The organism is Paracoccus sp. AK26 (genome assembly GCF_011801365.1).
GTDB classification, from domain to species: domain Bacteria; phylum Pseudomonadota; class Alphaproteobacteria; order Rhodobacterales; family Rhodobacteraceae; genus Paracoccus; species Paracoccus aerius.
This window is the reverse complement of sequence record NZ_CP041041.1, coordinates 2489059-2503788: the sequence shown is the minus strand read 5'-3', so window position 1 is coordinate 2503788 and position 14730 is coordinate 2489059. Positions and strand designations below refer to the sequence as shown.

The window sequence follows — 14730 nt, the reverse complement described above, 5'->3', positions numbered from 1 at the left end:
GCCCCTTACTTGATCGGGTTGCGATAGATCATCCGGCGAAGCGATCCGGTCTTCGACCGCATCAGGATCGTCTCGGTCTGAAGATAGTGCGGCTCGCGCTTCACGCCAGCCACGATCGATCCGTTGGTGACGCCTGTCGCCGCGAAGATCACGTCGCCGGTCACGAGTTCGTCGCGCGCATAGATGCGGTCAAGGTCGGTGATGCCCGCCTTGCGCGCGCGGCCGCGTTCATCGTCATTGCGGAACAGCAGCTTGCCCCACATCTGCCCGCCCATGCATTTCAACGCGGATGCCGCAAGCACCCCTTCAGGCGCCCCGCCTGATCCCATGTACATGTCGATGCCGGTCAGTTCGGCCTCGGCGCAGTGGATCACCCCAGCCACGTCGCCATCGGTGATCAGCCGGATCGCCGCGCCGGTCGACCGGACCTCGGCCACCAGATCCTCGTGGCGGGGGCGTTCCAGGATGCAGACGGTGATGTCGCTGTCCTCGACACCGCGCGCGCGCGCCAGGGCACGCACGCGTTCAGAGGGGGTCATGTCAAGGCTGACCACGTCGGTCGGATAGCCCGGCCCGATGGCCAGCTTCTCCATATAGACGTCGGGCGCGTGCAGCAGCGTGCCGCGCGGGGCCATGGCGATCACGGTAAGGGCGTTGGGCATGTCCTTGGCCGTCAGGGTCGTGCCTTCCAGCGGGTCCAGCGCGATATCCACCTCGGGGCCGTCGCCGGTGCCGACTTCCTCGCCGATATAGAGCATCGGGGCTTCGTCGCGTTCGCCTTCTCCGATGACGACCACGCCCTTGATGTCCAGCATGTTCAGCTGATCGCGCATCGCGTTGACGGCGGCCTGATCCGCGGCCTTCTCGTCGCCGCGCCCGATCAGCCGGGCCGAGGCATGGGCTGCCGCCTCGCTGACGCGGGCCAGGCCCAGCGAAAGCATCCTGTCATTGAAATCCTTGGGCGCGGTCATGTCCATCCCTTTTTGACGCAGGTCGCGCCGGTCTTACGCGCCCCCCAGGGCGGCGGCAAGCCTGACGGCGCTAACGCCTAGGCTTCGGCCAGATCAAGCGCCAGGGCGTGGATGCGCGGCACGATGTCGCCCAGCGTTTTGTGGACCAGCCGGTGGCGCTCGACCCTGCCCAGGCCGGTGAAGGCGGGGCTGGCCATGCGGATGCGGAAATGGCTCTGGCCGCCATCTCGATAGCCCCCATGGCCACGATGGCTTTCGCTTTCGTCGATGACCTCGATCCGGCTGGGATTGAGCGCGGCCAGCCTTTGGCGCATTTCGTCGGCAATCATTCGTCAAGACCTTTCATGTCGCGTCAGAACCTCTAAACTGCCGCCTCCGAGTCGCAAAGGTGCCCCAGGATGAGCAGTAACGACCCGTTCGGCTTCGACATTTCGGCCGCGAAGGACAAGAAGCGCAAGAACAAGGGCCGTCGCGGCATGTCCGGCGCCTTCGAGACCTCGACCCGCGTCTGCGAAAAGCAGGGCTGCAACGAGCCGGGCCAGTATCGCGCGCCCAAGAACCCGCGCAACCTCGATGACTATTTCTGGTTCTGCAAGGAACACGTTCGCGAATACAACGCGAACTGGAATTACTTCCAGGGCCAGTCCGAGGAAGAGTTCCAGCAGTTCATCGACAACGCGACCGTCTGGGAACGCCCGACCAAGCCCTTTGGCCGCGCCGCAGCCGAGGACAAATGGGCGCGCCACGGCGTCAGCGACCCGCTGGAGATCCTGGGCGCCAATGGCACCGCCCCCGAGGCCCGGGCCAAGGCCAGCCGCAAGCTCCCGCCCACCGAGCGCAAGGCCCTGGACATCCTCGAGGCCAAGGACAGCTGGACCCGGGCCGAGATCCGCAAGCAGTACAAGTCGCTGGTCAAGGATCTGCATCCCGACATGAATGGCGGCGACCGGTCGGACGAGGATCGCCTGGCCGAGGTGGTCTGGGCCTGGGACCAGGTCAAGGACAGCCGTTTCATCAAGGACTGAGCGGGCAGGGGGCTGCCGCCCCCGTCCCCTTGGCGGGGATTCCCCCGCGGATATTTGCGTGAAGAAGACGCGTTCAGGAACGCTTGCGGACAAGAAGGGCCGCGGCGAGCGCGAGCAGCGCGAGCAAGACGACGGGGGTGTCGCCCCATTTCATCCAGACGGTCTCGGGCAGGGCGGCGGGCAGGGCCGCGTCGATCTTGCCTTCGACCCCCAAGCCCAGCGACTGGCGGACATCACCGTGCGGGTCGATCACTGCGCTGACGCCGGTATTGGCGGCGCGGATCAGCGGCAGGCCGGATTCGATGGCGCGCAGCCGGGCCTGGGCGAGGTGCTGGTAGGGCCCCGAAAACTGGCCGAACCAGGCATCGTTGGTGGCCTGCAGCAGCCATGAAGGGCGGCCGTCCAGCCCGCGCAGGTGCTGGGGAAAGATCGCCTCATAGCAGATCAGCGGCTGGAAATCGGGAATGCCGGGCGCGGACATGATCGCCGGACCTGCGCCTGCGGAATAGCCGTTGCCCTGCTGCGCGGCGAAGGCCGTGATGCCAATCCGCGCCAGGGCGTCGCCCCATGGGATGTATTCACCAAAGGGCACCAGGTGGAACTTGTCATAGACCGCGCCGACGGTGGCGTCCGTGTTCAGCGTCGCAAGGCTGTTGAAGAACCGGCTGCCGTCGCGCCGCTGGATGCCCATGACCAGGGGTGCGCCCGCCGCCTGCGACATCGCGGGCAGGACCGGATCGGCATCGTTCAGCAGGAAGTTCACCGCCGTTTCCGGCCAGATCACCAGGTCGCGGCGTCCCGGCGCAGCCGAAAGATCCAGCAGGCGCTGATAGAACACCACGGCCCATTCCGGATCCCATTTCAGATCCTGCTGGGCATTGGGCTGGACGATGCGCAGGATGGTATCGGCATCCGGGGGCAGCGGCCGGGCCAGGCGCGCTGCGCCGCCTGCCCACAGGCCGCCCAACACAGCCAGCGCGGCAACGATGCCGGGCAGCGGGCGAAAAACTGCCAGCAGCGTCGCCAGCGTCATCGTCACCAGGCTGAGGCCGATGGCCCCGGTCCAGGCCGAGATCTGGGCAAGCGGCGTATCGATCCAGGCATGACCGATCAGCGCCCAGGGAAGGCCGGTGAAGATCCAGCCTCGCAGCCAGTCGGACAGCACCAAGGCTGCGCCGATGGCCAGGGCGCGGCGTCCGCCAGCAGGCGCAAGGCGCGCGGCGAGGCTGGCGGGCATGGCCCAGAACAAGGCCCCGCCCAGCGCCAGCAGCACAAGGGCAAAGGGAGCCATCCAGCCATAGATCTCGGGCTCGACCAGGAAAGGCTCGACGATCCAGGACATCGACAGGGCGAACCAGCCGAAGCCCGCGGCCAGCATTGGCCAGAAGACCGGCCTGCCGGATGCGACCTGCCGCAGCAGGACCGCAAGCGCCAGGGGCGTTGCAGGCCACAGCCCGAAAGGGGCCAGGCCAAGCGCAGCGATCAGGCCAAGCGCCAGCGGGATCCCAATCTGCCGCAGGGGCGGACGGCGGGACATGGGCCTGGATCAGGCCTCGGCGTCGGCGCTGTCGGCGGGGGCCGTCGGTGCTGCTGCCTCGTCGGTCTTCTTGCGGCGGGTGCGCTTGGGCTTTGGCGCGGCTTCGGCTTCGGCCGCCTGGGCTTCGGCCGGGGCGTCCGCAGCAGGCTCGGCCTTCTTGCGGCGGGTGCGCTTGGGCTTTTCAGCAGGCTGCGGCGCGGTTTCGGCCGCTTCGGCAGGCGCCTCGGCCTGGGCTTCGGTGGCTTCTGCCTTCTTGCGGCGGGTCCGCTTGGGCTTCGGCGCTTCCTCGGCCACAGGGGCGGGAGCATTGGCGGGAACAGGGGCGGGGGCTTCGGCGACAGGCTGTGCCACCGTCTCGGCCACCGGGGCAGCGGTTTCCCCAACGGCGGCGTCCTGCGTCATGGTTGCCTCGGCCGGCAGCGGCGCCGCGGCATCGGCGGACCCTTCAACCTCGAGCGCCTCGGGCAGGGCGGGCGCATCGGCCTTCTTGCGGCGATTGCGGCCGCGGCGGGGCTTTTCGGTCTGCGCCTCGGCAGATTCGCGCGCGGGTTCGGGCGCCTTGCGGGGCCGGTCGTCGCTTTCCTGCGAGGTCGAGGCAAGCGCGCGGCGCAGTTCGACCAGCATGAATTCCGGCACATGATCGCCCATGCCCATCACGGCCGGGCCGCGGTCGCCGTCGCGGCGGTTGCGACGGTCGCGCGACTGGTCGCGGCGGTCGTCGCGCCGATCATCCCTGCGATCCTCGCGCCGATCTTCACGCCGGTCCTCGCGGAGGGCACGTTCGGCCACACGCTCGTCGTGCCGTTCCTCGTGCACGGGTTCGCGGCGCGCTTCCTCGCGCGGGGCTTCGGCCCTGTCTTCGCGCGGGCTGCGCCGTTCGTCGTCACGGCCACGGCCCTTGTCGCGCCCACGGCCCTTGTCGCGGCCGTTGCGGCGGTCGTCACGGCCGCCGTTGCGGTCGCCTTCGGCCAGGGTGAAACCCTCGGGCAGGGGGGCGCGCGGCAGGGTCTGCTTCACGAGGTTCTCGATTGCGGCCAAGTATTTTTCATCCGATGGGGTAGAGATGCTGAAGGCGCTGCCCAGGCGGCCGGCGCGGCCGGTGCGACCGATGCGGTGGACGTAATCCTCGGCATGGCTGGGCAGGTCATAGTTGAAGACATGGCTGACGGCCGGGATATCCAGGCCACGCGCCGCCACGTCCGAGGCGATCAGGAACTTGAGCTTGCCTTCGCGGAAGCTTTCCAGCGTGCGGGTGCGGTGGCTCTGGTCCAGGTCGCCGTGAATCGGCGCCGCGTCATAGCCATGCTTGGCCAGCGACTTTGCGACGATGTCCACGTCGGTCTTGCGGTTGCAGAAGATGATGGCGTTCTTCAGCCCGCCGCCTTCGGTTTCGGGCCCTTCGGCGTCGATCAGGGCGCGCAGCAGGTCGCGCTTCTGCTTGGCCGCCATGTCGCGGCGCGAGGGGACCAGTTCCACCAGCTTCTGGGTGATGGTTTCGCTTGTGGTGGCCTGGCGCGCGACCTCGATCCGCTCGGGGGCGTGCAGGAAGGTGTTGGTGATCCGCTCGATCTCGGGGGCCATGGTGGCGCTGAAGAACAGCGTCTGGCGGGTGAAGGGGGTCAGCTGGAAGATCCGCTCGATATCCGGGATGAAGCCCATGTCGAGCATCCGGTCGGCCTCGTCCACGACCATGATCTGCACGCCGGTCAGCAGCAGCTTGCCGCGTTCGAAATGGTCCAGCAGGCGTCCGGGCGTCGCGATCAGCACGTCCACGCCCCGGTCGATCAGCTTGTCCTGTTCGCCAAAGCTGACGCCGCCGATCAGCAGCGCCTTGGTCAGCTTGGTATGCTTGGCATAGGTGTCGAAGTTCTCGGCAACCTGGGCGGCCAGTTCGCGGGTCGGGCACAGGACCAGGCTGCGCGGCATCCGGGCGCGGGCGCGGCCGCGGCCCAGCAGCGTGATCATGGGCAGCGTGAAGCTGGCGGTCTTGCCGGTGCCGGTCTGCGCGATCCCCAAAACGTCGCGGCCGTCCAGGGCCGGAGGAATGGCGCCCGCCTGAATCGGGGTGGGCGCGTCATAGCCGGCCTCGGCAATGGCTTTCAGCACATTGGGGTCAAGCTTGAGATCAGAGAACTTCGTCATTGGGGGCTTTCCAAGGCTTGCGCGCCGGATGGCGGCAGGTCGCGTTCCATCGCCGCGTCGCCCGAACGGCTGCTGCGGCCTGCAATGGGACGCAAGACTCGCACGCCCCTTCAGTTGGCCCGCCGGATGCGGACTGCCGCGAGATAAGCCAAGTGGACCGCCACGTCAATGTTTAGGCCCGGAAACCTTGCGAAAAATGCCGCTTTTCGGGCTTTGTGTTGACCAGGCCCCGCCCCAGGCGGTAACCGGCAGGCGACAGTCAGGAAAGCGATGATGAACCTATTCACCGATCTGCGCGGCGTCGTTCTTGCCGCGTTGGAGCAAATGACGCAGGCGGGCGAGCTGCCCCCAGGGCTGGATTTCGCCAATGTCGCGGTCGAGCCGCCGCGCGATCCGGCCCATGGCGACATGGCCACCAATGCCGCGATGGTGCTGGCCAAGCCCGCCGGGATGAAGCCGCGCGAGATCGCAGACAAGCTGGCCGCCCGCCTGACCGACCCGCGCATCGCGGCGGCCGAGGTCGCGGGACCGGGCTTTCTGAACCTGCGCCTGTCGCCTGCCGTCTGGCAGGGCGTGGTCGCCGCCGCATTGCGCGAAGGCGAGGATTTCGGCCGCTCCGACATCGGCGCGGGCCAGAAGGTCAACGTCGAATTCGTCAGCGCCAACCCGACCGGGCCGATGCATGTGGGCCATGTGCGCGGCGCGGTGTTCGGCGACGCGCTGGCGAACCTGCTGGCCTTTTCCGGCCATGACGTGACGCGCGAATACTACATCAACGACGGCGGCGCGCAGGTCGATGTGCTTGCCCGCTCTGCCTATGAGCGCTACCGCGAGGCCAACGGGCTCGAGCCGGAAATTCGCGAGGGGCTTTATCCCGGCGACTACCTGATTCCGGTGGGCGAGGCGCTGAAGCAAAAATACGGCGCCAGCCTGCTGGAAAAGCCCGAAGCCGACTGGCTGGCCGAGGTGCGCGATTTCGCCACTGACGCCATGATGGCCATGATCCGCGATGATCTGGCGGCCCTGGGCGTGCGCATGGATGTCTATTCCAGCGAAAAGGCGCTGTATGGCACAGGCCAGATCGAAGCCGCGATCGAACGCCTCCGGTCGCTGGACCTGATCTACCGCGGCGTGCTGGAGCCGCCAAAGGGCAAGCTGCCCGAGGATTGGGAGGAGCGCGAACAACTGCTGTTCCGGTCCACCGCGCATGGCGACGACGTCGACCGCCCGATCCAGAAGTCCGACGGTGCCTGGACCTATTTCGCGCCCGACATTGCCTATCACTGGTCCAAGATCGACCGGGGTTTCGACCAGTTGATCGACGTCTTCGGCGCGGATCACGGCGGCTATGTCAAGCGCATGAACGCGGCGGTCGCGGCCTTGTCGAACGGGCGGGTGCCCCTGGACATCAAGTTGATCCAGCTGGTCAAGCTGTTCAAGAACGGCGAGCCCTTCAAGATGTCCAAGCGCGCGGGCACCTTTGTCACCCTGCGCGACGTGGTCGAGGAAGCGGGCGCGGATGTCACCCGCTTCATCATGCTGACGCGCAAGAACGACGCCGCGCTTGATTTCGACTTTGCCAAGGTGCTGGAACAGTCCAAGGACAACCCGGTCTGGTATGTCCAGTATGCCAGCGCGCGGGTCCATTCGGTGCTGCGCCGTGCAACTGATTCGGGCATTGACGTCGGTGATTCGGCCTTGGCGGGTGCCGATCTTGCCCAGTTGTCCCACCCGGCCGAGCTGGATCTGGCGCGGAAAGTTGCCGAATGGCCGCGCCTTGTCGAACATGCCGCGCGCGCCCACGAACCGCACCGGATCGCATTTTTCCTTTATGACATTGCCTCGGATCTGCATTCGCTGTGGAATCGCGGCAACGACGATACCTCCCTGCGTTTCGTGCAGGATGGCAATCCGGACACGTCGCAAGCAAAAATCGCGTTGGTGCGTGCAGTTGGCGTTGTTATTTCATGTGGTCTCGCTATCCTTGGGGTCACGCCGGCAAAGGAAATGCGCTGAGTTACAAGGCGACCCTGCCGGGCGGAACGGGCAGCAAAGTTCAGGTCGGATCAACCGGCAGGCAGGCAGGCTATGGCAGTGATGGATTTTCGCGAAGGCGGCTACGTGTTCTCGCGTCACAAGGTGAAGCGAGAGTTTTCCTATGACCAGGGTGGCTGGGACGACCAGCCGCAGAGGGGTGCGGGCCGTCCCGCCGCGGACGCCCCTGGCAATGACGGCCTGACCGCCCGATTCGCGCGGGTGACGCATTACCTGGGCGCGGTCGCCTCGGTTGCGCTGATGGTGGGGCTGATGGTCTGGGGCTGGCAACTGGTGTCGCGCGACGTGTCGGGCGTGCCGGTGATCCGCGCCATTACCGGCGACGCGCGCACCGCTCCCGCCGAGCCCGGCGGGGAACTGACGAACTATACCGGCTACGCGGTCAATACCGTGGCCGAGGGTGTGGACCACCAGCCGACGCAGCAGGTGGCCATCGCGCCCGCGCCGGTCGGCCTGTCGGACGAGGACGTGGCGATGGGCCAACTGGGCGCTACCCCGCGCCAGCCCTCGGTCGTGTCGGAAACCCCGCTCAGCTTCGACGGGGAGGCGGTCCTGCCCTTGTCCGACAGCGAAGCCCGTGCCCTGGCGGAAGCCCAGGCCGAGGCGCAGCGTCTGGCCCTGGCCGACAGCGCGGTGCAGGAAGCCTCGATCATCGATGCGCCGGCCAGCGAAGGTCCCGTCAACGAGGCCCTGACCGACGAGAACGGTGCGCCGGCCCAGGCGGCCGCCATCACCGAAGCCCTGGTCCAGGCTCAGGCCGAAGCAAATCCCGGTGTTCTGACCGCCTCGACCCGGCCCGCGCCGCGTCCGCGCAGCACCCGCGTTGCCTCGGCCGGCACCACCGCGACCGACGCCCGGCCCGTCGCAGCCGAAGCGCGGCCGGCGGAAGCGCCCGCCGCGACCCGTGCGCCGGTGGCCTCGGCCAGCGGGCCGCAGGTGCAGCTTGGTGCCTTCGACAGCGATGCGATCGCGGCCAGCGAATGGAACCGGCTATCGGGCAAACATGTCGTCTTCGGCGGCAAGCAGCAGGTGATCCAGCAGCACCAGTCCAACGGCCGCACCTTCTGGCGGCTGCGCGTCGCAGGCTTTGATTCGCTGTCCGAGGCACGCCAGTTCTGCGCCGCGCTGAAATCGGCGGGCACCGACTGCCTTGCCCTGAACTGATGGCCGCCAATGCCACGATCCTCGGCGGCATCGCCGGGACCGACCTGACGGCGGCCGAGCGGGACTTCTTCCGCGCGGCCGATCCCTGGGGCTTCATCCTGTTCGGCCGCAATGTCGAAAGCCCCGACCAGATGCGCCGCCTGACGGACGCCCTGCGCGACGCCGTAGGCCGCGATGCGGTCATCACCGTCGATCAGGAAGGCGGCCGGGTGCAGCGCCTGCGTGGCCCGCACTGGACCGAATGGCCCGCGCCGCTGGACCAGGCGGCAGCCGGCCTGCGTGCCATGTGGCTGCGCTATCACCTGATCGGCCGGGAATTGCGCGCGGTGGGGATCGACAGCAACTGCGCGCCCACGCTGGACGTGGCGCAGGCCGATACGCATCCCTTCCTGCGCAACCGCTGCCTGGGGTCCGATCCGACAACGGTCGCGACACTTGGCCGGGCTGCCGCCGACGGAATGTTGGCCGCGGGCGTGCTGCCGGTGATGAAGCACATGCCGGGCCACGGCCGCGCCATCGCCGACAGCCACCACGGCCTGCCCACCGTGACAGCTGGCTTTGACGACCTCGACGCGATGGACTTCGCCCCCTTCCGGGCCCTGCGCGACCTGCCGATGGGCATGACCGCGCATATCCGCTTTACCGCCCTGGACGACGCGCCGGCCACTGCATCCGTGAAGATGATCGCCCTGATCCGCGACCGCATCGGCTTCGACGGGCTGCTGATGACCGACGACATCACCATGAACGCGCTGTCCGGAACCCAGGCCGACCGTGCAGCCGCCTCGATCGCCGCAGGCTGCGACCTGGTCCTGCATTGCAACGGCACGATTGCCGACATGGAACCCGTCGTGGCCGCCGCCGGCGCAATGTCGCCGGACGCGCAGCGCCGGGCTGACGCAGCCTTGCTCCAACGCCGCGCCCCTCAGGATACCGACCCGGCGGCCCTGATGGCGGAATGGCGCGGCCTGACGGCCGCCACCGCCTGAACCATCTTCTGTGAACAAACATCCTCCGGGGGACTCCCGCAGGGACGGGGGCGGAATGCCCCGGCGACGCAGGCCCTTCTTGACTTGGGCCGGGGCAGGGCCGACGTTGGCGATCCCTGACAGAAAGGACGACCGTGCCCCCCGCCGGTGATATCCGCCATCTCAGACCCCTGCCCGAGGCCGACACTGTCGCGCAGCGGCGCGCCGACGAATTGCTCGTCGTGGACGTGGACGGCTACGAAGGCCCGCTGGACCTGCTGCTGACGCTGGCCCGGACGCAGAAGGTGGACCTGATGACGATCTCGGTCCTGGATCTGGCCGAACAGTATCTTGCCTTCGTGGAACAGGCCCGCGCGCTGCGGATCGAACTGGCCGCCGATTACCTTGTCATGGCGGCCTGGCTGGCCTTTCTGAAATCCCGCCTGCTGCTGCCCCCCGACCCCCAGGCCGAGGGTCCCTCGGCCGAGGACATGGCCGCGCATCTGGCCTTCCAGCTTGAACGGCTGGCGGCGATGCGGCGGGCGGCGGCGCAATTGATGGCGCGCGACCGTCTGGGCATCACCCGCTTTGCCCGTGGCACGCCCGAGGTGGTGGCGCGGACCCGGCGCACCGAATGGCAGGCCGGACTGATCGACCTGATGCGCGCCTATGCCCGGCTGAAAACGCGCGAGGAGTTCCGCCCCTATGCCTTCGACCGGCGCGACGTCTTCACGATGGAACAGGCGCTTGACCGGATGCGCGGCCTGATCGGCTATGCGGGGGACTGGACCAATCTGTCGGATTTCCTGCCCGAGGGCTGGGACAACCACGGCCCGCGCCGCCGCTCGGCCACGGCCGCGACCTTTGCCGCCTCGCTGGAGCTTGCGCGCCAGGGCCGGATCGAGATACGGCAGGCCGACCCTTTCGCGCCGATCCGCTTTCGCCGCCGGCCCCCGACAACGGACATGCCGTGACCCAGCCCGATCCCCGACCCGATCCGTCGCTGCCCGCCATGGCGGAACAGGAACGCATGGTCGAGGCGATCCTGTTCGCCTCCGCCAGACCCTTGACCGTGCGCGATCTGGCCGACCGGCTGCCCCAGGGCTGCGACCCGGCCGAGGCCCTGGCCGGCCTGCGCCGGTCCTATGCCGGGCGGGGCGTGGTCCTTGAACGGATCGGCGACGGTTATGCCTTTCGCACCGCGCCGGACCTGTCCTTCCTGATGCAGACCGAAACGGTGGAACAGCGTCGCCTGTCGCGCGCCGCGATCGAGACGCTGGCCATCATCGCTTATCACCAGCCGGTCACCCGCGCCGAGATCGAGGAGATCCGTGGCGTGGCCGTGTCGCGCGGCACGCTGGATCAGTTGATCGAGATGGAATGGGTCCGCATCGGCCGCCGCCGGATGACCCCAGGCCGCCCCGCGACCTTTGTTGTCACGGAAACCTTCCTGGACCATTTCGGCCTGGAATCGGCGCGGGATCTGCCCGGTCTGGCCGAATTGCGGGCGGCCGGATTGCTGGAAGCGCGTCCGCCGGCCGAAGGCATGATCCTGCCCCTTGCGCCGCAAGAGGCCGATGCCAATATCGGCGCAACCCCGCCCCCTGGCGATTTCCTCAAGGACGACTAGACCCCATGAGCCTTAATTCCATCATCAACATGCTGACCCGCATGGTCACCCGGCGCGCCGTCAACTGGGGCATCAACAAGGGCATCGACAGGATGGCGAAATCCGGCGGCAAGCCGGCGGCCGTTTCGGCCAAGCAGGCCAAGACCATGCGTACCGCCGTCAAGCGCGCCCGTCAGGCCGCGCGGCTGACCCGCCGCATCGGGCGCTGACCCTCGCCTTTGTCGGGCAGCCGGGATAGGGCTGCCGGATGGATGACAGATTCGAAATCTTCCTGGTGGCGACGCCGGGACTGGAAGCGCCGCTGGCCGCCGAGGCAGCGGCCCTGGGATGGCAGCCGGTCGTGCAGCCGGGCGGCGTGACGATCACCGGCGGCTGGACGGATGTCTGGCGTGCGAACCTGTGGCTGCGGGGGGCCACGCGCGTGCTGGCGCGCGTGGGCCAGTTCCGCGCCCTGCACCTGGCGCAGCTGGACAAGCGGGCCCGCAAGTTCCCCTGGGCCGATGTCCTGCGCCGCGACGTGCCGGTGCGGGTGGAAACCACCTGCAAGGCCAGCCGCATCTATCACGCTGGCGCCGCCACCCAGCGGATCGAGCGCGCCATTGCCGAGGAACTGGGCACGCCCCTGGCACCCGACGCGGCCTTGGTGATCAAGGTGCGGATCGAGGACGACCTTGTCACCATCAGCCTGGATACGACCGGCGAATCGCTGCACAAGCGCGGCCACAAGGAGGCCGTCGCCAAGGCTCCCATGCGGGAAACCATGGCCGCCATGTTCCTGCGCGAGATGGGGTTCGACGGCAGCCAGCCCGTGCTGGATCCGATGTGCGGGTCGGGCACCTTCGTGATCGAGGCGGCCGAGATCGCGGCAGGCCTTGCCCCGGGTCGCAGCCGCGGCTTCGGCTTTCAGCAGCTTGCCAGTTTCGATCCCGCTGCCTGGGACGCGATGCGCGGGTCTGCCGCGCCCCGTTCCGCCCCCCCGCATTTTTTCGGCAGCGACCGCGACGCAGGCGCCATCCGGATGAGCCAGGCCAATGCCCAGCGGGCCGGGGTCGCGGCCCTGACCCGCTTTAATTGTCGCGCCATAGGCGACCTGGAACGTCCCGACTGCTCGCCCGGCATCGTGATCGTGAACCCGCCTTATGGCGCCCGGATCGGCAACAAGGGGCCGCTGTTCGGGCTGCACGCGGCGATGGGGCAGGTGTTCAAGGAACGGCTGGGGGGCTGGCGCGTGGGGATCGTGACCAGCGAGGGCGCGCTTGCCAAGGCCACGGGCCTGCCGCTGGAGTCAGGGCCGGTGGTCGCGCATGGCGGGCTGAAGGTCCGGCTGTGGCGGACGGGGGTGCTGTAGGCCGGGGGCCAGCCTCCGATCCCCCGGGATATTTGCGCCAAGGTGAAAGGGACTAGCGGAACTGCTTGGCGAGCTTCAGGCCCTGCCCCTGGTAGTTCGACTTGATCCCCGCGCCGTAAAGCCGATCCGGGCGCCCCGCCATCCGTTCATAGACCAGCCGGCCCACGACTTGCCCATGTTCAAGGACAAAGGGCGCTTCGTGGCATCGCACCTCTAGCACGCCGCGGGCGCCGGTGCCCGCGTCGCCGATGCCGAAGCCGGGGTCGAAGAAGCCCGCGTAATGGACGCGAAATTCACCCACCATCGCCAGATAGGGCGCCATCTCGGCCGCGTAATCCGCCGGGATGGCCACCGATTCGCGGCTGACGAGGATATAGAAGGCGCCGGGATCCAGGATCAGGCGACCCTCGGTCGTGTGCAGTTCGTCCCAGAAGTCGCGGCTGTCATAGGCGCCGATCCGGTCAAGGTCGATCACCCCGCTGTGGGGGCGGGCGCGGTAACCGACCAGATCGCCGCCGGCGGGCCTCAGGTCGACCGAAAAGCCCAGGCCGCTGTCGATCAGCGCCGGACCGGCCACCAGCGGTTCGCGGTCGTTCAGGTCGCGCAGTTCGGCATCCGACAGGACCGCCTGACCCCGCCGCAGCCGAAGCTGATTAAGGCGCATCCCCGGACGCACCAGGACCGAAAAGCTGCGCGGGCAGATTTCGGCATAAAGCGGGCCGTCATAGCCTTCGGGCAGCCGGTCGAATTCGGTGCCGCCATCGGCCACCAGCCGGGTCAGCAGATCCAGCCGTCCGGTCGACGACTTGGCATTCGCCACGGCCGTCAGGCCTGCGGGCAGGCGCAAACGCTCCATCAACGGGACAAGATAAACACAGCCGCGTTCCAGAACCGCCCCGTTCGTCAGGTCCATCTGGTGCATCTGCAGGTCGGGAAGCCGGGCCATCACGCGCTGTCCGCGCCCTGCCAAAAAACTGGCGCGCAGGCGATAGGCGACGCTGCCCAGCCGAAGGTCCAGCGAGGCGGGCTGGATCTGGTCCGGGGTGATGTCCGGCTCAGCCGTGATCCTGTCGGACTGGATCAGGCTGCGGATGTCGCTGTCGGGAAGAACGCCGTTCATGCAGGTTCCTTTCATGCGAAAACGCCCACCCCCGCAAAGGGATGGGCGTTTTCGAAATGGTCGGGCCGGCGAGATTCGAACTCGCGGCCTTCCGCCCCCCAGACGGACGCGCTAACCAGACTGCGCCACGGCCCGACGCGCACCGTATAGAGCGATCCGAAGCCCCTGCACAAGGGCCGGCGAGCGGAAATCTTCGCCTTTACAACCGTTGCTGTCAGCAAATCCGTGCAAGGGCGTCGCGGAGCCGCGACAGGCTGGCCCGGTGATGCGGTCCCGCCATCTGCGACGGATGCAGGTCGTGCAGCCGCGCCCGCAGCAAAGCCACCTCGGCCAGCCAGTTCTGCTGTGACCTGCCGGCGGTGGAACGGCGGCGGCGATGGCGGGCGCGGGGACCATGCGGCGGCTCGATTGCCTCGGGCTCGTCGTCCAAACCCTCGAAGATTTCGGGATCGGGCAGGGGCGCCATGTCATCTTCGGCCAAGCCCTCGAGCCGGGCAAGTCCGCGTTCGCGGACGGCGGCACCCCGGTCGCGGGCCAGAAGCTTCTTCGCCCCGCGGATGGTCAGGCCTTCGTCCCGCAGAACGGTGCAAAGGCCTGCTGCCAGCCGAACGTCATCGGGGCGGTAATAGCGCCTGCCGTCGGGCCGCTTCATCGGCCGCAGCAGGGGAAACTGGGTTTCCCAATAGCGCAGCACATGGGGTGCGACGCCCAGAAGCCTTGCAACTTCGCCGATCGACCGGAATGCGTCTGCGCCTTTTGTCATTCAGCCC

The 14730-nt window shown here is 68.0% G+C and carries 13 protein-coding genes, 1 tRNA gene and 1 pseudogene; 8 read left to right on the top strand and 7 right to left on the bottom strand.

From position 1 onward, the window contains the following. Positions 1–5: 5 nt before the first annotated feature. Positions 6–971: a class II fructose-bisphosphatase gene (gene glpX / locus FIU66_RS12455; protein WP_167623065.1), complete on the bottom strand. Its 966-nt coding sequence runs from the start codon at positions 969–971 to the stop codon at positions 6–8. A gap of 77 nt (positions 972–1048) precedes the next feature. Continuing rightward, on the bottom strand, positions 1049–1300 hold the full coding sequence (locus FIU66_RS12450; protein ID WP_167623064.1) for a BolA family transcriptional regulator: 252 nt from the start codon (positions 1298–1300) through the stop codon (positions 1049–1051). A 69-nt stretch (positions 1301–1369) separates the two neighbouring features. Here FIU66_RS12450 and FIU66_RS12445 point away from each other — a divergent pair, with 69 nt between their 5' ends. Continuing rightward, positions 1370–1996, top strand: a complete 627-nt coding sequence (locus FIU66_RS12445; protein ID WP_167623063.1) for a J domain-containing protein — start codon at positions 1370–1372, stop codon at positions 1994–1996. Positions 1997–2069: 73 nt separating this feature from the next. Here FIU66_RS12445 and lnt read toward each other — a convergent pair whose 3' ends face one another. Together lnt and FIU66_RS12435 are read right to left on the bottom strand one after the other, a co-directional pair. Continuing rightward, positions 2070–3533, bottom strand: coding sequence for an apolipoprotein N-acyltransferase (gene lnt, locus FIU66_RS12440; RefSeq protein WP_167623062.1), 1464 nt, complete (start codon positions 3531–3533; stop codon positions 2070–2072). Positions 3534–4058: 525 nt separating this feature from the next. Next, positions 4059–5675 (bottom strand): annotated as a pseudogene (locus FIU66_RS12435) (DEAD/DEAH box helicase); the annotation flags it as partial. 273 nt (positions 5676–5948) lie between these two features. Between FIU66_RS12435 and argS the strand changes: the two are divergent. The 7 genes from argS (at position 5949) to FIU66_RS12400 (ending at position 12840) form a co-directional block, all read left to right on the top strand. Beyond that, on the top strand, positions 5949–7691 hold the full coding sequence (gene argS, locus FIU66_RS12430; RefSeq protein ID WP_167623506.1) for an arginine--tRNA ligase: 1743 nt from the start codon (positions 5949–5951) through the stop codon (positions 7689–7691). A gap of 81 nt (positions 7692–7772) precedes the next feature. Then, a complete protein-coding gene (locus tag FIU66_RS12425) occupies positions 7773–8894 on the top strand; it encodes an SPOR domain-containing protein (RefSeq protein ID WP_229849284.1) in 1122 nt (373 codons plus the stop codon). Next, a complete protein-coding gene (nagZ, locus tag FIU66_RS12420; RefSeq protein ID WP_167623059.1) occupies positions 8894–9883 on the top strand; it encodes a beta-N-acetylhexosaminidase in 990 nt (329 codons plus the stop codon). Before FIU66_RS12425 ends, nagZ begins: the two co-directional genes overlap by 1 nt. 134 nt (positions 9884–10017) lie before the next feature. Further along, positions 10018–10836, top strand: coding sequence for a ScpA family protein (locus FIU66_RS12415; RefSeq protein ID WP_229849283.1), 819 nt, complete (start codon positions 10018–10020; stop codon positions 10834–10836). A 38-nt stretch (positions 10837–10874) separates the two neighbouring features. Then, entirely contained in the window at positions 10875–11492 is a 618-nt protein-coding gene (gene scpB / locus FIU66_RS12410; RefSeq protein WP_167623504.1) for an SMC-Scp complex subunit ScpB, read from the top strand. A gap of 5 nt (positions 11493–11497) precedes the next feature. Further along, positions 11498–11701 carry a hypothetical protein gene (locus FIU66_RS12405; RefSeq protein ID WP_167623058.1) on the top strand — a complete coding sequence of 68 codons (204 nt, stop codon included), beginning with the start codon at positions 11498–11500 and terminating at the stop codon, positions 11699–11701. Positions 11702–11739: 38 nt separating this feature from the next. Then, positions 11740–12840, top strand: a complete 1101-nt coding sequence (locus FIU66_RS12400; protein WP_167623057.1) for a class I SAM-dependent RNA methyltransferase — start codon at positions 11740–11742, stop codon at positions 12838–12840. Positions 12841–12892: 52 nt separating this feature from the next. Here the strand turns inward: FIU66_RS12400 and FIU66_RS12395 are convergent, their stop codons facing one another. From FIU66_RS12395 to FIU66_RS12385, 3 genes are all read right to left on the bottom strand, one after another. Further along, on the bottom strand, positions 12893–13960 hold the full coding sequence (locus FIU66_RS12395) for a 2'-deoxycytidine 5'-triphosphate deaminase (protein WP_167623056.1): 1068 nt from the start codon (positions 13958–13960) through the stop codon (positions 12893–12895). Between the two features lie 57 nt (positions 13961–14017). Next, a tRNA-Pro gene (locus FIU66_RS12390) sits at positions 14018–14095 on the bottom strand. A gap of 79 nt (positions 14096–14174) precedes the next feature. Continuing rightward, positions 14175–14723 (bottom strand): MerR family transcriptional regulator, encoded by a 549-nt coding sequence (locus FIU66_RS12385; RefSeq protein ID WP_167623055.1) that lies wholly within the window; start codon positions 14721–14723, stop codon positions 14175–14177. Positions 14724–14730: the final 7 nt, after the last annotated feature.